Source organism: Caballeronia arationis (genome assembly GCF_001544975.2).
In the GTDB taxonomy this organism is placed as follows: domain Bacteria; phylum Pseudomonadota; class Gammaproteobacteria; order Burkholderiales; family Burkholderiaceae; genus Caballeronia; species Caballeronia arationis.
This window is the reverse complement of the sequence record NZ_FCOG02000008.1, coordinates 1-17,542: the sequence shown is the minus strand read 5'-3', so window position 1 is coordinate 17,542 and position 17,542 is coordinate 1. Positions and strand designations below refer to the sequence as shown.

Annotated in this window: 17 protein-coding genes and 1 tRNA gene; 10 read left to right on the top strand and 8 right to left on the bottom strand. The window is 65.4% G+C overall.

Going from position 1 to position 17,542, the window contains the following annotated elements; all coding sequences use genetic code 11:
• Positions 1 to 227: 227 nt before the first annotated feature.
• Complete coding sequence (locus AWB81_RS44580; protein ID WP_143753633.1) at positions 228 to 419, bottom strand: hypothetical protein; 192 nt, start codon at positions 417 to 419, stop codon at positions 228 to 230.
• Between the two features lie 38 nt (positions 420 to 457).
• Here AWB81_RS44580 and AWB81_RS06640 point away from each other — a divergent pair, with 38 nt between their 5' ends.
• Together AWB81_RS06640 and AWB81_RS06635 are read left to right on the top strand one after the other, a co-directional pair.
• Positions 458 to 1,288: an undecaprenyl-diphosphate phosphatase gene (locus AWB81_RS06640; RefSeq protein ID WP_062633458.1), complete on the top strand. Its 831-nt coding sequence runs from the start codon at positions 458 to 460 to the stop codon at positions 1,286 to 1,288.
• 78 nt (positions 1,289 to 1,366) lie between these two features.
• Positions 1,367 to 1,443: transfer RNA gene (locus AWB81_RS06635), tRNA-Arg, on the top strand.
• A gap of 20 nt (positions 1,444 to 1,463) precedes the next feature.
• Here AWB81_RS06635 and AWB81_RS06630 read toward each other — a convergent pair.
• On the bottom strand, positions 1,464 to 2,717 hold the full coding sequence (locus AWB81_RS06630; RefSeq protein WP_062633456.1) for a cyanate transporter: 1,254 nt from the start codon (positions 2,715 to 2,717) through the stop codon (positions 1,464 to 1,466).
• Positions 2,714 to 3,907: an amidohydrolase family protein gene (locus AWB81_RS06625; RefSeq protein WP_062633454.1), complete on the bottom strand. Its 1,194-nt coding sequence runs from the start codon at positions 3,905 to 3,907 to the stop codon at positions 2,714 to 2,716. Before AWB81_RS06625 ends, AWB81_RS06630 begins: the two co-directional genes overlap by 4 nt.
• A 128-nt stretch (positions 3,908 to 4,035) precedes the next feature.
• On the opposite strand from AWB81_RS06625, the gene AWB81_RS06620 reads away from it, so the two are divergent.
• Positions 4,036 to 4,737 carry a GntR family transcriptional regulator gene (locus AWB81_RS06620; protein ID WP_062633452.1) on the top strand — a complete coding sequence of 234 codons (702 nt, stop codon included), beginning with the start codon at positions 4,036 to 4,038 and terminating at the stop codon, positions 4,735 to 4,737.
• Positions 4,738 to 4,778: 41 nt separating this feature from the next.
• Here AWB81_RS06620 and AWB81_RS06615 read toward each other — a convergent pair whose 3' ends face one another.
• The gene (locus AWB81_RS06615) at positions 4,779 to 6,341 is read right to left on the bottom strand and encodes an acid phosphatase (protein WP_062633451.1); all 1,563 of its coding nucleotides are present in this window, start codon (positions 6,339 to 6,341) and stop codon (positions 4,779 to 4,781) included.
• A 226-nt stretch (positions 6,342 to 6,567) separates the two neighbouring features.
• Between AWB81_RS06615 and AWB81_RS06610 the strand changes: the two genes are divergently transcribed.
• Positions 6,568 to 7,887 (top strand): cytochrome-c peroxidase, encoded by a 1,320-nt coding sequence (locus tag AWB81_RS06610; protein ID WP_062633449.1) that lies wholly within the window; start codon positions 6,568 to 6,570, stop codon positions 7,885 to 7,887.
• Here AWB81_RS06610 and AWB81_RS06605 read toward each other — a convergent pair.
• The gene (locus tag AWB81_RS06605; RefSeq protein WP_062633447.1) at positions 7,884 to 8,138 is read right to left on the bottom strand and encodes a hypothetical protein; all 255 of its coding nucleotides are present in this window, start codon (positions 8,136 to 8,138) and stop codon (positions 7,884 to 7,886) included. The genes AWB81_RS06610 and AWB81_RS06605 overlap by 4 nt on opposite strands.
• Before the next feature lie 254 nt (positions 8,139 to 8,392).
• Between AWB81_RS06605 and AWB81_RS06600 the strand changes: the two genes are divergently transcribed.
• Positions 8,393 to 8,791, top strand: a complete 399-nt coding sequence (locus AWB81_RS06600) for an RT0821/Lpp0805 family surface protein (protein ID WP_062633445.1) — start codon at positions 8,393 to 8,395, stop codon at positions 8,789 to 8,791.
• Positions 8,792 to 8,840: 49 nt separating this feature from the next.
• Positions 8,841 to 9,293 carry an NUDIX hydrolase gene (locus tag AWB81_RS06595; RefSeq protein ID WP_062633443.1) on the top strand — a complete coding sequence of 151 codons (453 nt, stop codon included), beginning with the start codon at positions 8,841 to 8,843 and terminating at the stop codon, positions 9,291 to 9,293.
• A 24-nt stretch (positions 9,294 to 9,317) separates the two neighbouring features.
• On the opposite strand, the gene AWB81_RS06590 is transcribed toward AWB81_RS06595, so the two are convergent.
• Positions 9,318 to 10,289 (bottom strand): transporter substrate-binding domain-containing protein, encoded by a 972-nt coding sequence (locus AWB81_RS06590; RefSeq protein WP_087134838.1) that lies wholly within the window; start codon positions 10,287 to 10,289, stop codon positions 9,318 to 9,320.
• Positions 10,290 to 10,410: 121 nt separating this feature from the next.
• Positions 10,411 to 12,120, bottom strand: a complete 1,710-nt coding sequence (locus tag AWB81_RS06585) for a glutamine--tRNA ligase/YqeY domain fusion protein (RefSeq protein ID WP_062633441.1) — start codon at positions 12,118 to 12,120, stop codon at positions 10,411 to 10,413.
• A 387-nt stretch (positions 12,121 to 12,507) separates the two neighbouring features.
• On the opposite strand from AWB81_RS06585, the gene AWB81_RS06580 reads away from it, so the two are divergent.
• Positions 12,508 to 12,720, top strand: a complete 213-nt coding sequence (locus AWB81_RS06580) for a hypothetical protein (RefSeq protein WP_062633439.1) — start codon at positions 12,508 to 12,510, stop codon at positions 12,718 to 12,720.
• Positions 12,721 to 12,786: 66 nt separating this feature from the next.
• Here the strand turns inward: AWB81_RS06580 and AWB81_RS06575 are convergent, their stop codons facing one another.
• Positions 12,787 to 14,007: a CaiB/BaiF CoA transferase family protein gene (locus AWB81_RS06575; protein ID WP_062633679.1), complete on the bottom strand. Its 1,221-nt coding sequence runs from the start codon at positions 14,005 to 14,007 to the stop codon at positions 12,787 to 12,789.
• 182 nt (positions 14,008 to 14,189) lie between these two features.
• On the opposite strand from AWB81_RS06575, the gene AWB81_RS46800 reads away from it, so the two are divergent.
• From AWB81_RS46800 to AWB81_RS06565, 3 genes are all read left to right on the top strand, one after another.
• Positions 14,190 to 14,420: a hypothetical protein gene (locus tag AWB81_RS46800; protein WP_144444085.1), complete on the top strand. Its 231-nt coding sequence runs from the start codon at positions 14,190 to 14,192 to the stop codon at positions 14,418 to 14,420.
• The gene (gene alaS / locus AWB81_RS06570; RefSeq protein ID WP_062633435.1) at positions 14,417 to 17,041 is read left to right on the top strand and encodes an alanine--tRNA ligase; all 2,625 of its coding nucleotides are present in this window, start codon (positions 14,417 to 14,419) and stop codon (positions 17,039 to 17,041) included. The genes AWB81_RS46800 and alaS overlap by 4 nt, the downstream gene beginning before the upstream one ends.
• 156 nt (positions 17,042 to 17,197) lie before the next feature.
• A complete protein-coding gene (locus AWB81_RS06565) occupies positions 17,198 to 17,446 on the top strand; it encodes a hypothetical protein (RefSeq protein WP_062633433.1) in 249 nt (82 codons plus the stop codon).
• Positions 17,447 to 17,542: the final 96 nt, after the last annotated feature.

Genomic DNA, 17,542 nt, shown 5'->3' with positions numbered 1-17,542 from the left:
CCCGCGATGTGTTGTTATTCGGTGCTGTGTTGCCTATCAGACAGAACGAGGAGCGAAGCATGGATCTGGCGATGACGATGGCTCTGGCGATGTTCGGGCTTTTCGGCGCGAGTACCGTGCTTTTTCTATACAAGCTCATGCCCTGAAGTCTGGCCCTTTTGCGCGCGACGCGCACAGAGAAAACCGCACGACGCAGCACATTTCCTTTCGGTTTCATTCCTCTCCAATTACTGCGAAATCCGTTTTGCCGACGATTGACTGTCGGCGGATTTTGACTGACCTAAACGCTTGGCGCTCAATTTCGCCACCGGCATAATCGGTGCGATTTTTCGCGCGCCGTGCCGTTCCAAATCCCCATCTTGCGCATTCGATCGTTCCGTTCCGCTATCGGGCAGCGCGAAGGTCGGCGGGATTCGCACGACGCGTCCTCTATCCGTAACGTCAAAAGGATCGACGCGTGACTCTGTGGTTTCTGATTTTTCTAAGCGTGCTGCAAGGCGTGACCGAACTTTTTCCGGTCAGCAGCCTCGGCCATACGCTCCTCGTGCCCGGCCTGATCGGGATGCACATCGACAAGCACGCGCCTCAGTTGCTGCCGTTCCTGGTTGCGCTGCACCTCGGCACCGCGTTCGCGCTGCTCTGGTATTTCCGCACACGCTGGATCGAGCTGATCGGCGGCTGGTTCGCTTCGCTCGGCGGACGGCGCAACGAACACGGCCACATGATGTGGGCGCTGATCATCGGCACGATTCCGACGGGCATCGTCGGACTCCTGCTGGAAAAGCGCATCGAAGCGATCTTTCATGATCTGCGCATCGTGGCGGCGGCGCTGATGGTGAACGGCGTGCTGCTGTGGCTCGGCGACCGGCTGCAGCGCGCACGTGCGACTCGCGCGCCTGGGCAACTCACGTTCAAGCAGGCGTTTCTCGTGGGTCTCGCGCAGATCGGCGCGCTCGTGCCCGGCTTCTCGCGCAGCGGCCTGACGATGATCGCGGGCAGCGGCGCCGGAATGACGGCGGAAAAGGCGGCGGAGTTTTCGTTCCTGCTCGGTACGCCGATCATTTTCGCGGCCGGCGTGCTCGAACTGCCGAAGCTCTTTCATGCGCCCGGCCAGCTCGGCGATGCGCTGCTCGGCGGTGTGCTGACCGGCATCGCCGCGTATCTGAGCGTGCGCTTCCTGATGCATTACTTCGAAGGACGCGGGCGGCTCGCGTCGTTCGGCGTTTATTGCGTGATTGCGGGAGCGTTCTGTCTCGGCTGGTTCATGCTGCATCCGCAACCGGTCTGACGGGATCAAGCGCGCCCGGGTGCGCCGCGAAGCGCCCGGGCCGTCGATGATGAGGTAAAATCCTCGCTCGCTTGCGACGCGGCAGTAGCTCAGCTGGATAGAGCATCGGCCTTCTAAGCCGAGGGGCGGGGGTTCGAGTCCCTCCTGCCGTGCCAGCGTTTTCCCAGATCTTCCCTCAGGTTTCTTCAGCGACACGGCGCGTCTGCCGTGCCTTCGCCCGCTTCATGTCCCCCGCGTGGCCCCGCATTGCGTTCGCATAACTGCGCGGCGAGAACACCAGCGTAAGCGCGATCATCGCGACGAGGCTCGCAACCAGCATCATCCACGAGACCGTGAAGCCGCCCGTCGCATCGCGCACGATGCCCGCGACGATCGGCGCCACCGCCGCGATCACGAACCCGACGCCCTGCACGAACGCGACGAGCCGCGCGGCGAGTCTCGGGTCGTCGGTGTGATCGAGCGTGAGGACGAGCGTCAGTGCGAACACGCCGCCGAGGCCGCCGCCCAGCAGCGCGACGATCAGGACGGGCGCGGCCATCGGCGCCGCGAGCAACGCGACGAAGCCCGCCAGTTGCGCGACGAGCCCGGCGGCAAGCCACGGACGACGGTCGCGCGAGCGCGCGGCGGCCATCGGCAGGAGCAACGCCGACGACGCCTGGAATACCGTCGCGATCGCGAGCAGCGCGCCGCTTTGCGTCACGCTGCGGCCGAGCTGCTGGTAGTACGCCGGCAGCCACGCGACGAGGCAGGTGTAGCCGCCGTTCACCAGCCCGAAGTAGATACCGAGCAGCCATGCGCGCCGGTTGAGCAGCAGCAGCGGCGGCGCAGCGGCGGCGCGCGAGGACCGGACGGCGCCCACGCCATCTCCATCGCCACGTCGCACGAGCCAGCCCCACAGCGCAAGCGCTATGAGCGCGGGCACCGCCCAGACCGCGAGCCCCGCGTGCCACGAGAAATGCGCTGCGACGCCCGGCGTCACGCTCGCGCCGAGCCCGCCGCCCGCCATGATCGATGCCGAATAGACGCCCATTGCGAACGGCAGGCGCGCGGCGAAGCGCGTCTTCATGACGCCGGGCAGGAGCGCCTGGATCACCGCGACGCCCACGCCCGCGACCGCGGCACTCGCAATCAGCACGCTGCCGCTGTCGATGAAAAGCCGCGCCGCGCAGGCGCACATGATCGCAACGAGACCCGCAGCCACGCCGCGCGCCTCGCCGACGAGCCGCGCGAGCGCGCTCGCGCCGAACGCGCAGACGCCCATTGCGACGACCGGCAGGCCCGTGAGCAGCGACGCGCCGTGGAACGTAAGCCCGGTCGACTTGAGGATCACGCCGGTGAGCGGGCTGATCGACGTGAGCAGGGGCCGCAGGTTCAACCCGATCGCGACGATCACGGCGAGCCACGCAAGGTCGGAACGCGCTGTCTTCATCGCGAGAAATCCGCGGGGATCAGCGTGCCGTTCGCCATCACGAGGCGGCGCGCCGGCCGCGCCGTGATCGCATGCGCGGCAGTCTCGGCGTCGACGAGCACGAGGTCCGCGCGCGCATCGGCCACGAGGCCGTAGCGCTCGAAGCCGCAGCCGCGGGCGCCTTCGGTCGTGACCAGGGCGAGGGCGGTCGCGAGATCGTCGTCGCGGCGCAGGTCGTAGCGCATCGCGATCAGCATCGCGCGCTCTAGCATGTCGGGCGAACCGTAGGGCGTCCACGCGTCGCGGATGCCGTCGTTGCCGCCGAAGAGCGTCACGCCCGCCGCGCGCGCCGCCTTGAGCGGCGGTACCGGCGTCGACGCGGGCGCGGTCGTCAAAAGCGCGACGCCTGCGCGCGCGATGCGTTCGAGGAGCGCGTCGCGTTTCGCGTCGGGCAGCTCGCCGAGGCAAAACGCATGGCTCACGACGACACGCCCATGCAGCCCGTGCGCCTCGACGCGATCGAGCAGAAGTCCGAACGTGAACGCGCCGAGTTCGCCGGGCTCGTGCAGATGGATGTCGACCGGTTTCTGATGGCGGGTCGCGAGCGCGAACGTGAGATCGAGCGAGGCGGCCGGATCGCCGTCGATGGCAGCCGGATCGAGCGCGCCGAGCACGTCGGCGCCTTGCGCGAGCGCGGCATCGAGCAGTTCGCGCGTGCCGGGCCGCTTAAGCACCCCCGATTGCGGAAACGCGACTATCTGCAGGTCGAGCACGTCGGCAAGCGCGGCGCGTGTGTCGAGCACGCCTTCGAGATGGTGCAGGCCCGCATCGGTATCGATGTCGACGTGCGTGCGCAGGCGCGTCGTGCCCGCGCGCAGGAACGCGAGCGCCAGTGCACGCGAGGCGCGCGCAGCGTCGTGTCCACTCGTCGCGCGCCAGTGCCGCTCGTTCTCGATGCGATCGACGAGACGCGGCCCGACCTCGTTGCGATACCACGGCATGCCCCACGTGGTCTTGTCGAGATGCGTGTGGCCTTCGACGAAGCCCGGCAGGAGCAGCGCGCCCTGACCGTCGATGACGGTGTCGCCGGCGACTTGCGGCGTGGCACGGTCGTGCGGGACGATCGACGCGATCGAGCCGTCGACGACCCGGACATCGACCGGCGCCGCACCAGGCAGCCGCACATTGATGATCGAGAAAGACGGTTTCATATGACCAAAGCCCTCATGTCTGGTTGACCATTTTAACTATTTTTGGTCAACCATTTTCGAGAGCTTACATCAGTCGCTACAATGCCAGTCATCGAAATACAGCTTATAACAGACGCAGATACGCGGTCATGGCCTCCAGAAAGCGACCCTCAACGGACGATCTTCCCATCGACGAACGCATCCACGCCGCGCTCACGAAAGCGTTGCTGGAGGGCAAGCTCGCGCCGGGCGCGCAGCTCGTCGAACGCGATCTCGCAGCGGCCTTCGATTGCACGCGCGGAACCATCCGCAAGGTGCTGATGCGTCTCGGCTATGAAGGGAAAGTGGTGCTGGAGGCGAATCGCGGCGCGTTCGTCCCGTCGCCGTCGGAAGACGACATCCGCGCTGTCTATCGCGCACGGCAGGTGATCGAAGCGGGGATCGTCGTGACGCTGTGCGGCGCGCTCACGACGCAGCAAAAGCGCAGCCTGCGAGCGCACGTAAAGAGCGAGGCGCGCGCGCTGAAGTCGGGCAATGTCGAGGATTGCGTCCGGCTGGCGGGCCAGTTCCATCTGCTGCTCGTGGAGATGGCCGCTGCCCCGGAACTGCATGCATTCTTCGCGCAACTCGTCGCGAAGACGGAGCTTTACAAGGCGCTCTTCGATCCGTCGAAGGCATCGAACTGCGCTTCGGACGACCACGAGCGTCTCATCGATGCGCTCGAAACCGGCCACTTCGACGCCGCGCTCGCGTCGATGCGCGAGCATCTGGCAGAACTGGAAGAGCGCGTCGTCGCACGGGCGAACGAGCGCGCGGGCGCCGATCTCGTGACTCTATTCAGCGGCGCGTGAAGCGGGTGCGAGATCCCGCTTCACGCATTACATCGGCCGCTTTACTGCGAGAAGTCTAGCGAGTTGGTCAGGTCGCCCATCGCCTTGCCGCCGTTAGCCACCAGTGCCGAGTCGCGCGAGGCGAGGCCCGGCAGCGTCGGCAGCGAGAAGCGATGCGTGATGAGGCGCAGGATCGACGTCGTGTCGTACTGCGTGTGATCGACGAAACTCTTCTTCGCGTACGGCGAAATCACGAGCGCTGGAATGCGCGAGCCCGGGCCCCAGCGGTCGCCCTTCGGCGGCCCGACGTGATCCCAGAAACCGCCGTTTTCATCGTAGGTCACGACGACGACCATGTTCTTCCACTGCGGGCTCTTCTGCAGATGCGAGATCAGGTCGGCGATGTGCGCGTCGCCCGACGCGACGTCGGTGTAGCCCGCGTGCTCGTTCAGGTTGCCCTGCGGCTTGTAGAAGGCCACTTGCGGCAGCGTACCGGCATCGATTGCCTTGATGAACTCGGCGCCGTTCGTGCCGCCGTCGAGCAAATGCTGCGCGCGATTGGCCGTGCCGGGAGCCAGGTCGGCGAAGTAGTTGAACGGCTGATGGTGCGTCTGGAAGTTCGGCACCGAGTTCGTCGAGCCGTAGATCACCGTCGGATCGGCGAGTGCCGCGCCCCACGAGCCGCCGTACCACGCCCACGAAATGCCCGCGTTGTTCAGCAGGTCGCCGATGTGCTGCTGCGTCTGCGGCGGCAGCGTCGTCGCGACGGCCGGGTCGGCGAGGGTGGCGTCGCCGCCGGTTGCTGGCTTGTTGCCGCTCGGCTGATAGGGCGGCTGCATCGTGTTGATCGCGAAGAAGTCGGGCGTGAGGTTGCCCGAGTTCACGAACTTCGGAATGCCCGTCAGCGCGGACGCGGGCGAATTCGACGCCACCTTCAGCGAAACACCGTCGTCGTTGACGGCCGAAACCGAACTGGCCGCAGGACTCTTGTCGGCGTTCGGATAAACCGGTGTGCACGCGCAAACCAGCCACTGGTGATTCAGGAACGAGCCGCCGAACGCGCCCATGAAGAAGTTGTCGGCGAGCGTGTACTGCTGCGCGATCTTGTAGAGCGGCAGCTTGTCCGCGTTCGTGTTGTAGTGGCCCATCACGAGGCCGCCCGAGTCGGCCCAGGCGGCGAACTTGTCGTTCTTGCCGCCATCGATCTGCATCTGGTTCTCGTAGAAGCGGTGATACAGGTCGCGCGTCGTCGTCGAGAGCGAGGTGTTGAAGCCGGCCGGATCGTCGATGGCGAACGGCGCGTTCGGCAGGTTCACCGTCATCGCCTCGGTGACCACAGGCGTCACGCCCTTCGCCGTCAGGCCGCCCCACACCGCGGGCAGCGTGGCGAGCGTGCTGCCGTCGCGATCGAGCTGGACCGCGCTCGTCGCCGTGACGTTCTGCAGGCCGTTCGCGCCGGGGAAGTTGCCGTACAGGTTGTCGAAGCTGCGATTTTCCGCATAGATCACGACGATGTTTTTCACCGACGACAAATCCGCATGATTGCTGTCGCTGCTGCCGCACGCGTACAGGCCGAATGCGACGAGCGCCGTGAGCGGCACGGCGCAGACGAGTTTCTTGTTCATTGAAATGGTCTCTCGTGTTGGGGAACCGGCGCCCGTCGCGCGCTTGGAAGTTGCGCTGTCGCGTGTGGCCGGCGCCGCAAGTGTCGCAAGCGCGTTTGACATGGCCGTGTAATGCGGCTTTCGGCTGCGTAAGGTGTAGCAGTCTTTGACGCTCGCTCACGCGCTGTCACGCGACCGACATGTTTGCGTCATACGCTGCGGCTTCTCTTCATTTGCCCCTGCGCTCATGTCTTCGATGCGTCTGCCCGTCGCCCTGTCTTCTCTCCTGTTTGCTTCCCTCGCGATCTCGCTCGGCGGCTGCGATTCACATGCGGCGAACCCGTCCCCGGATGCATCGAAGGCGGCGCCCGCGCAGGCCGCGAGCGCATCGCCGCAAGCCCAGTCGCGCTCGCAGGTATTCGCGGCCGTGAAGCAGATGACGGCGGTCGGCGAGAAGATCTTCTTCGATCCGTCGCTCTCCGGCTCGGGCAAGCTCGCGTGTGCTTCGTGCCACAACCCGTATCACGCGTTCGGGCCGTCGAACGGGTTGTCGGTCCAGCTGGGCGGCAGCGACATGCATCGGCCGGGATTTCGCGCGGTGCCGTCGCTCAGATATCTGCAGGCGGTGCCTGCGTTCACCGAGCATTTCCACGATTCAGACGACGAAGGCGACGAGAGCGTCGATGCCGGTCCGACGGGCGGCCTGACGTGGGATGGACGCGTCGATCACGGCGCGGACCAGGCGCGCATTCCGCTGTTGTCGTCGTTCGAGATGGGCAGCACACCGGCCAAGATCGCGGCGGCGGTGAAGGCGGCGCCTTACGCCGACGACTTCCGCCGCGCATTCGGTGCGAACGTCTTCGACAGCGACGACAAGACCTTCGCCGCGGTGCTACGCGCGCTGGAGGCGTTCGAGCAGGTGCCGCAGAAGTTCTACCCGTACACGAGCAAGTTCGACGCGTATCTCGCGGGCAAGACGAAACTCACCGACGCGGAACTGCACGGCCTGGAGCTTTTCAACGACGAGAAGAAGGGTAATTGCGCGGCGTGCCACATCAGCCAGCGCGCGAAGGACGGCACACCGCCGCAGTTCAGCGACTTCGGGCTGATCGCGGTCGGCGTGCCGCGCAACCGCGCGTTGCCGGTCAACAAGGACCCGCGCTATCACGACCTCGGCGCATGCGGACCGGAGCGGACCGACCTGAAGGGACGCGACGAATTCTGCGGACTGTTCCGCACGCCGTCGCTGCGTAACGTCGCGTTGCGCAAGACGTTCTTTCACAACGGGATCTATCACTCGCTCGAAGACGTGGTGCGGTTCTACGTCGAGCGGGACACGAATCCGGAGAAGTTCTATCCGGTATCGAAGGGCGTGGTCCAGAAATTCGACGACCTGCCGAAGCGCTACTGGAGCAATGTAAATACAGAGCCGCCTTTCGATCGCAAGCGCGGCGAGCAGCCGGCGCTGGATGAGGCGGAGATCAGGGATGTGGTCGCGTTTCTCGGCACGCTGACCGACGGGTATCAGGTGCCGGCGCAAACACCGGCGAAGTCAGCGGCAAACTAGGCCGCCGACGCGAGCGACCGGCAGAGCAGCACAAGCGCGACGAATGCGGCAAGGAGGAGCGCCATGCCGGACCAGGCCGCGACGCGCGGCCAGTCGCAGACGTCGCCGCCCTGCTTCCATACGGGGCCGCGCGCCAGCACCCGGTCGACGAGCATGACCGCGCCGGGAATACCGGCCGCGCATGCGACAGTGACGATCGAAAGCAGCCAGTAGACGGCCGGTGATTGGCTGGAAAACAGAAGCTCGGACATGGTCGACGGTACGGAAGTGACAGGACGCTGCCGCAAGGGCAGACAGAACCGTCGATCCTAGAGCGGGCGCCCTAAGTCGAACATTGGAGCAATCTTAAAATTATCCCGCAGTGCGTCCGATTCGCCTCTCCGTGGCCTTGTCGCGCCTGACGCGGGCAAAGCTTCCCGCGTTCGCCTCATGCTATTCTCGATGGACCCGGCCGCCATGCTGTGTGTGCGAAGCCATCGAACTCGACCCTGAGGAGAAATGTTCCATGCCGATGACATCCCGCGCGTTCGTCCGTGCCTGTGTCCAGTCGATCGCGGCGGCTGCGCTCGTCGCCGGGGCCGCCGCCGCATCGGCCGCGAATCTCGGCTTTCTGAACGACACGCCGATCAGCTACATGAAACAGCGCGATATCCAGGCCCTCAACAGCGCCGCGAACACGGCGCTCGACACGAAGAAAGACGGCGAATCGCTCGACTGGAACAACCAGGGCGCGGGCAATCCGGTGCCCATCCGAGGCACCATCACGCCGCAAGACACCTTCAAGCAGGGCGAGCGCACCTGCCGCAGGGTGACGCTCGTCGCCATCGCGAAGGGCCAGACGCAGACCTGGACGCCGACCGCCTGCAAAGAGAGCAGCGGCAAGTGGAAATTGCTGAAGCAATGAAGCGCGCAGTGACTGCCGGAACCGCCGGCATCGGGGCGGAGGATCGCGCATGAGCGGGCGCACCGTGTCGTGCGGCGTCGTGATTCTGAACGAGCAGGGCGACGTCCTGCTCTGCCACGCGACCGAGACGTCGCACTGGGACGTGCCGAAGGGTCACGCCGACCCTGACGAGCGGCCAATCGATGCGGCGTTGCGCGAACTCGTCGAGGAGACGGGCATCGTGTTGCCGCCCGAGCGGCTGAAGGATCTCGGCCGGTTTCTCTATCGCCGGGACAAGGACCTGCATCTGTTCGCGGTGCGCGTCACCGAAGAGGAAGTGCGGCTCGACGAGTGCGTGTGCGAGTCCTACTTTCCCCGGCGCGGCGACGGTACGATGATCCCCGAAATGGATGCGTACCGCTGGGTGAGCCCCGCCGACATCGACGCGTTCGCGAGCCGCAGCCTCGCGCGCCTCTTCCAGGCGACGCTGTCGCTTGCCGAACTGCACGAGACGCTGGTCTGATCGCGGCCGGCGCCGATCGGCCGATCAGTCGATCGTGCGGTCGTTGGGATTGGCGAAGAGCGTCTTCATCTCGGGCGACATCGGGAACTGCAGGTTGATGCCATCGGGCGGGATCGGGTGCATGAACCACTTCTCGTAGAGCTTCGTCGCTTCGCCCGAGCGCTGCATGTTGGCGATCACGTCGTCCACGAGGCGCTTGAACACCGGGTCGCCCTTCCTCATCATACAGCCGTAGGTTTCGAACGCGAGCGACTTGCCGGTCACGACGTAGTCGTTGCGGGCCGCACCTTCCTGCGCGATCTTGCCGTACAGGAGCGGATCGTCCATTACGAACGCCACTGCGCGGTCGGACTTCAGCGCCTGGAACGCCTCGGCGTGGTCGCGGGCGCTGATGATGCGCAGGTTCAGCTTCTTCTCCAGCGACATCTGGCGCAGCATGCGCTCGTCGGAGGTGCCGGCGGTCGTCGAGACTGTCTTGCCGGCCAGATCCTCGTAGTCCTTGATGCCCGACTTGCGCTTCACGGCCATCCGGATGCTGTACTGGAAAAAGCTGTTCGAAAACGCGACGAGCGGGTCGCGTTCGGCGATATGCGCGGTCGAGCCGCATTCCAGATCAACCTGGTTGTTCACGACAAACGAGATGCGGTTTGCGGACGTGACGAGCGCCGTCTTGACTACGAGATTCGGCAGATTGAGACGTTTCTTGATTTCGTCGACGATCTTGAGCGCGATGTCGTGTGAATAGCCGATCGGCTGCTGCTGGCGGTCGAGATACGAAAACGGCACCGACGACTCGCGCACACCGAGCACGATTGCGCCGTTTTCCGCGATCTTGCGCAGCGTCGCGGAGGGCGGCAACTGGTCGATGGCGGCCTCGGCGCTGGTCGGCGCGGCGGCATGCGCGGCGCCGCTGCACACGATGGCGGCAACTGCAATCCAGCGCGCGCCGCGCCTCGACAGAGCGCGGCGCAAGGCAAGAGCGGGCGGCAATGTCATGAGATCCTCGCTGTTTGCGACATGACTCAGCGCTCGTGCGCTTGTTCGAAGGTGTGCTGGCGCGCGATCTTCACGATGCGCGCGCCGCAAAACGCCGGAAGCGCCGAAAAATGCGCGCGTCTCAAGCAGGCTTGCCCCAGCTGTCGCGCAGGCTGACGATCCGGTTGAACACCGGCTTGCCCGGCTGCGAATCGATGCGGTCAGCCACGAAGTAGCCGTGACGCTCGAACTGGAAACGGTCTTCGGCGGCGGCTTCGCGCGCGTTCGGTTCGAGGTACGCGTTCACGATGCGCTTCGAATCCGGGTTGAGCGCGTCGAGGAACTCGGCGCCGCCTGCGCCGGGCTGCGGTTCCTTGAAGAGCCGGTCATAGAGACGCACTTCAGCCGGACAGGCGTGATCGGCGCTGACCCAGTGGATCGTGCCCTTCACTTTGTAGGTGTTCGCGCCGTCCGTGCCGGACTTGCTGTCGGGGAAGTAATTGCAGTGGACGGCGATCACGTTGCCGTTCTCGTCCTTCTCCGCGCCCGTGCATTCCACGACGAAGCCGTACTTCAGGCGCACCTTGTTGCCCGGGAAGAGCCGGAAATAGCCCTTCGGCGGCGTTTCCTGGAAATCCTCGCGCTCGATCCAAAGTTCGCGCGCGAACGGGAACGTGCGCGTGCCGCGCTCCGGATGATGCGGATGCACCGGCGCGCTGCAGTCTTCGCTCTTGTCCTCGGGATAATTGTCGATGATGAGCTTGAGCGGGTCGAGGACCGCGATCGCGCGCGGCGCCTTGTCGTCGAGATCGTCGCGCAGCGCGCCTTCCAGCACGCTCATGTCGATCCACGAATCGACCTTCGTCACGCCGATGCGCTCCACCATCAACCTGATGCTCTCCGGCGTGAAGCCGCGCCGCCGCACGCCGACGATGGTCGGCATGCGCGGGTCGTCCCAGCCGTCGACGTGGTTTTCCTGCACGAGTTGCAGCAGTTTGCGCTTGCTCGTGATCGCGTACGTGAGGTTCAGGCGCGAGAACTCGATTTGCTGCGGCAGCGGGCGCGTGAAGACGCCGTCGTCGGCGAGTTGCGCGAGGAACCAGTCATAGAGCGGGCGGTGATCCTCAAACTCCAGCGTGCACAGCGAATGCGTGATGTTTTCGAGCGCGTCCGACACGCAATGCGTGTAGTCGTACATCGGGTAGATGCACCACGTGTCGCCCGTGCGGTAGTGATGCGCGAAGCGGATGCGGTAGATCACCGGGTCGCGCATGTTGAAGTTGGGCGACCCCATGTCGATCTTCGCGCGCAACACGTGTTCGCCTTCCTTGAACTCGCCCGCCTTCATGCGGCGGAACAGATCGAGGTTTTCTTCGGGCGAGCGGTCGCGATACGGCGAGTTCTTGCCGCCCTCGGTGGCCGAGCCGCGGTTCGCGCGGATTTCGTCGGCCGTCTGGCTGTCCACGTACGCCTGGCCGCGCTGGATCAGCGTTTCGGCGAATTCGTAGAGCTTGTCGTAGTAGTCGCTCGCGAAGTAGAGGTGCTCTTGGCCGTCCTTGTTCCACTCGTAGCCGAGCCACTTCACGGCGTCGATGATCGACTCCACGTACTCGACGCTTTCCTTTTCCGGGTTCGTATCGTCGAAACGAAGATGGCAGACGCCGCCGTAGTCGCGCGCAATGCCGAAGTTCACGCAGATGCTCTTCGCGTGGCCGATGTGCAGGTAGCCGTTCGGCTCGGGCGGAAAGCGCGTCTCGACCCGCTGCGACCATTTGCCGGTGCGATTGTCGTCGTCGATGATGTTGCGGATGAAATTGGATACCGCCGGGGCGTCGTTGCGATCGGTGTTCATGCGAAAAAAGAGAGCGGACGAGGGCGCTTGCAGGTTCGGACGTTCAAAAACGCCCGAAAGCGTTCGGGAATACCTGATTTATCTGTCGATTCTACCTTAGGCGACCGGCGAGCATGGCCGTAGCCGGCCATTTGTTGCCGAGCGGTTGCAAATGTCTTTCGCAGATGGGGGCGATGGGCGCCGGATGCAAGCCGGGCGGGCCCGGCGGGCGGCGTACGGGCATTCGCGACAAGTTTGTTTCGAGCGTAACGGGAGGTAAATCGAGTTGTTCGCGGCCCGGCGCGTTTCGTATGATGGCTTCGCCTCGCCGGGGCGCGACCCTGGCTCTTTTTAAGGCCGCACGCCAATAACAACGCCGCATACGAATAGAACAAGGACAACTCGACCATGAACAAGATCGCCTACACGACCATCAAGCTCGCCGCCGCCGGCGCCCTCATTGCGAGCCTCGCGGCCTGTTCCGGGATGAGCCGCCAGCAGGCGCACGCCGCCATCGGCGCGGGCGCGGGCGGCGCGCTCGGCTACGTGCTCACCGGCGGCCCGATCGGCACGATCGCGGGCGCCGCGGCCGGTGGCCTGATCGGCGCGGGAACGCGCTGAGATTCGTCGAGACTTGCCCGGCGGGGTCGCCGGGCAAGTCCGGGCCGACGCGCTCCCATCGGGCGCTCAGATCGCCTTCGATTCCCGCAGATGCGCGATCCGCGCGTCGCCGTAGCCGAGCAGTTCGCGCAGCACGCTGTCCGTATGCTCGCCGAGCATCGGCGGATGAAGGCGCGCCTCGGGCGGTGTCGCGCTCATTTTGATCGGGCTGGGAACGAGTTTGACGGTTGCGCCCGTCGGATGCGGCAGTTCGACCTGCATCCCGCGTGCGACCACCTGCGGGTCCTCGAACACTTCGCCCAGATCGTTGATCGGCCCGCACGGCACGCCCGCCGCTTCGAGCGCCGCGAGCCAGTCGTGCTTGCCGCGCTCGCGCACTATCGCCGCGAGGATCGGCACGAGCGTTTCGCGGTTGCGCACGCGCGACGGATTGGTCGCGAAGCGCGGGTCGTCGGCGAGTTCCGGCCGGCCGCCCGCATCGACGAACTTGCGGAACTGCCCGTCGTTGCCCACCGCGACGATGATCCAGCCGTCGCTCGTCTGGAACGTCTGGTACGGCACGATGTTCGGATGCGCATTGCCCCAGCGCACCGGCGGCTGGCCGCTCGCGAGGAAGTTCGTGTTCATGTTGGCGAGCATCGCGACCTGCACGTCGAGCAGCGCCATGTCGACGTACTGGCCCTCGCCCGTGCGGTCGCGGTGCGCGAGCGCCGCCATCACGCCGATCGTCGCGTACATGCCGGTCATCAGGTCGGCGATCGCGACGCCCGCCTTCTGCGGGCCGCCGCCCGGCTGGCCGTCGCGCTCGCCGGTGATGCTCATGAAGCCGCCGATCCCCTGAATGATGAAGTCGTAGCCCGCGCGCGGCGCGTAGGGGCCGGTCTGGCCGAAGCCCGTCACCGAGCAATAGACGAGATCGCGCTTCACCTCTCTCAGCGATTGGTAGTCGAGCCCGTACTTCTTCAACTGGCCGACCTTGTAGTTTTCCAGCACGACGTCGCTTTGCGCCGCCAGTTCGCGGATGATCTGCTGGCCTTCCGGTGACGCGATATCGACGGTCACCGAGCGCTTGTTGCGGTTCGCGGCCAGGTAGTACGCGGCTTCGTGCGTGTCGGCGCCATCCGGCGTCTTCAGGTACGGCGGGCCCCAGTGGCGGGTGTCGTCGCCCGTTTCGGGGCGTTCGATCTTGATGACGTCGGCGCCGAAATCGGCGAAGGTCTGCCCGCACCACGGCCCCGCGAGCACGCGGGTCAGGTCCAGCACGCGGATATGACTCAAGGCTCCCATCTTCCTCCCTTCCTGTTTCGACCTGCTTCGTTTTGGCTGTTCCGTGCGCGAAAAGCGCAGGAAACGCGCGATTTCGTCGATTTCGCCGAGGCGCGTCCGGCGATCTCCAACGCGACTCTCGCACAGATACGCCCCGGGCGCGATCCCCATGCCGTCGCGGAGTGCAAACGGCGGGACCTCGCGTGGCCGATGACGAACGCACGCGCATGACGACGGCACCGGCAACCCGCATGCGATCCCGTATAATCGACAATCACCTTTTGAATCAAGGCCGCGCCGTCAACGACGCGGCAGAAAACGCCCGGCGGGCCGCGGCGAACGCAAAGCGCGCATGCATCAGCAATGCGACTTGGCCCGAGCGCACCGCCAGTCCGACGCATCACAAAACAGCAGACCGCCCCAGTACGCCATGAAAGCTGCCGAAATACGCGAGAAATTCCTGAAGTTCTTCGAATCGAAGGGCCATACGATCGTCCGCTCGTCGAGCCTCGTGCCCGGCAACGACCCGACGCTGCTCTTCACCAACTCGGGAATGGTCCAGTTCAAGGACGTGTTCCTCGGCACGGAGTCGCGTCCGTATTCGCGCGCGACCACCGCGCAGCGCAGCGTGCGCGCGGGCGGCAAGCACAACGATCTGGAGAACGTCGGCTATACCGCGCGCCATCACACGTTCTTCGAGATGCTCGGCAACTTCTCGTTCGGCGATTACTTCAAGCGCGATGCCATCCACTATTGCTGGGAACTGCTGACGAAGGTCTACCAGCTGCCGGCGGACAAGCTGACCGTCACCGTCTACCAGGAAGACGACGAAGCCTACGGCATCTGGGAAAAGGAAATCGGCGTGCCGCCCGAGCGGATCATCCGCATCGGCGATAACAAGGGCGCGCGCTACGCGTCGGACAACTTCTGGCAGATGGCCGATACCGGCCCGTGCGGCCCGTGCTCGGAAGTGTTCTACGACCACGGCCCGGAAATCTGGGGCGGCCCGCCGGGATCTCCCGAAGAAGACGGCGACCGTTTCATCGAGATCTGGAATCTCGTGTTCATGCAGTTCAACCGCGACGCGCAGGGCAACATGACGCCGCTGCCCAAGCAGTGCGTCGATACGGGCATGGGGCTCGAACGCCTCGCGGCCGTGCTGCAGCATGTCCACAGCAACTACGAGATCGACCTGTTCCAGAAGCTGATCCACGCGGCGGCCCGCGAAACGGATACGGCGGACCTCACGAACAATTCGCTGAAGGTGATCGCCGACCACATCCGCGCGTGCTCGTTCCTGATTGTCGACGGCGTGATTCCCGGCAATGAAGGCCGCGGCTACGTGCTGCGCCGGATCGTGCGCCGCGCGATCCGCCACGGCTACAAGCTCGGCCGCAAGGGCGCGTTCTTCCACAAGCTCGTCGCCGACCTGGTCGACGAAATGGGCGCCGCCTATCCGGAACTGAAGGATGCGCAGGCGCGCGTCACCGACGTGCTGCGCCAGGAAGAAGAGCGTTTCTTCGAAACGATCGAGCACGGCATGTCGATCCTCGAAGGCGAACTCGCGGCGCTGGAGCAGAAGGGCGTGAAGCAGCTCGACGGCGAACTCGCGTTCAAGCTGCACGACACCTACGGCTTCCCGCTCGACCTCACGGCGGACGTCTGCCGCGAGCGCGGCATGACCGTCGACGAACCCGCGTTCGACGACGCGATGGCCCGTCAGCGTGAGCAGGCGCGCGCGGCCGGCAAGTTCAAGATCGCGGCGGGCCTCGATTACTCGGGCGCGAAGACCACGTTCCACGGCTACGAGAAGGAAATCTTCGACGACGCGAAGATCGTCGCGCTGTATGTCGACGGCGCGTCGGTGAAAGAAGTGAAACCGGGGCAAGACGCGGTCGTCGTGCTCGACCACACGCCGTTCTATGCCGAATCCGGCGGTCAGGTCGGCGACCAGGGCGTGCTCGCGAACGCGAGCGTGCGCTTCGCCGTGCTCGACACGCTGAAGGTGCAGGCGGACGTCGTCGGTCATCACGGCACGCTGGAACAGGGCACGCTCAAGGTTGGCGATGTCTTGAAGGCCGAAATCGACGCGATTCGCCGCGCCCGCACCGCGCGCAACCACTCCGCGACCCACCTGATGCACAAGGCGCTGCGCGAAGTGCTCGGCGGCCACGTGCAGCAGAAAGGCTCGCTCGTCGACGCCGACAAGACCCGCTTCGACTTCGCGCACAACGCGCCGATGACGGACGACCAGATTCGCCGCGTCGAGCAGATCGTGAACGAGGAAGTGCTGGCGAACGCGCCGGGCATCGTGCGCGTGCTGCCGTACGACGAAGCCGTGAAGGGCGGCGCTATGGCGCTCTTCGGCGAGAAGTACGGCGACACCGTGCGCGTGCTCGACCTCGGTTTTTCGCGCGAACTCTGCGGCGGCACGCACGTGCGCCGCACGGGCGACATTGGCTTCTTCAAGATCGTGATGGAAGGCGGCGTGGCGGCGGGCATTCGCCGCGTCGAGGCGATCACAGGCGACAACGCCGTGCGCTTCGTGCAGGACCTCGATTCGCGCATCAACTCGGCCGCTGCCGTGCTGAAGGCGCAGCCGTCGGAACTGACGCAACGCATCGCGCAGGTTCAGGAGCACGTGAAGTCGCTGGAGAAGGAACTCGGCGCGCTGAAGTCGAAGCTCGCGTCGAGCCAGGGCGACGAACTGATATCGCAGGCAGTCGACGTGAGCGGCGTGCAGGTGCTCGCGGCGCAACTCGAAGGCGCGGACGTGAAGACGCTGCGCGAAACTGTCGACAAGCTGAAGGACAAGCTGAAGAGCGCGGCGATCGTGCTCGCTTCCGTCGATGGCGGCAAGGTCAGCCTGATCGCGGGCGTGACGGCGGATGCGTCGAAGAAGGTGAAGGCGGGGGAGTTGGTCAACTTCGTCGCGCAGCAGGTGGGCGGCAAGGGCGGCGGTCGGCCCGACATGGCGCAGGCGGGCGGCACCGAGCCGGCGAACCTGTCGGCGGCGCTCGCGGGTGTGACGGGCTGGGTTCAGCAGCAGCTCTGAAGCGAATTGCAACATGAAGAATGCCCCGTCTCGACGGGGCATTTTTTTGCCTGCGCCAGGCGCGCTTACAACCCGCCCGATGTCCGATTACGCCGTGTCAGGTATGCCCCGTGCGACTGCGCCTGTTACCTACAACCCGTAACAGGACGACATCGAATGAATATCAAATTTGCTATTTGCGCCCTCGCTGCATCGACGACGCTTCTCGCCACCGGCACCGTGCAGGCGAAGGGATGCATAGAGGGCGCAGCGGTCGGCGGCGTAGCGGGTCACGTGGCCGGCAAGCATGGCGCGGTCGGCGCGGCGGGCGGTTGCGCGATCGGCCATCACGAAGCGAGCAAGAAAGAAAAGGCGAAGGACCAGGCGCAGAAGGATGCCGCGGCGAGTCAGCCTGCGGCGAAATGACGGCTGAACGCCGGTAGTTCGACCGTCGGGCGTTCTCGGCGGAATCGCGGCTTTACGGCTTCCGATGCCGCGCCGCGACCCCGAGCAGCCCGACGC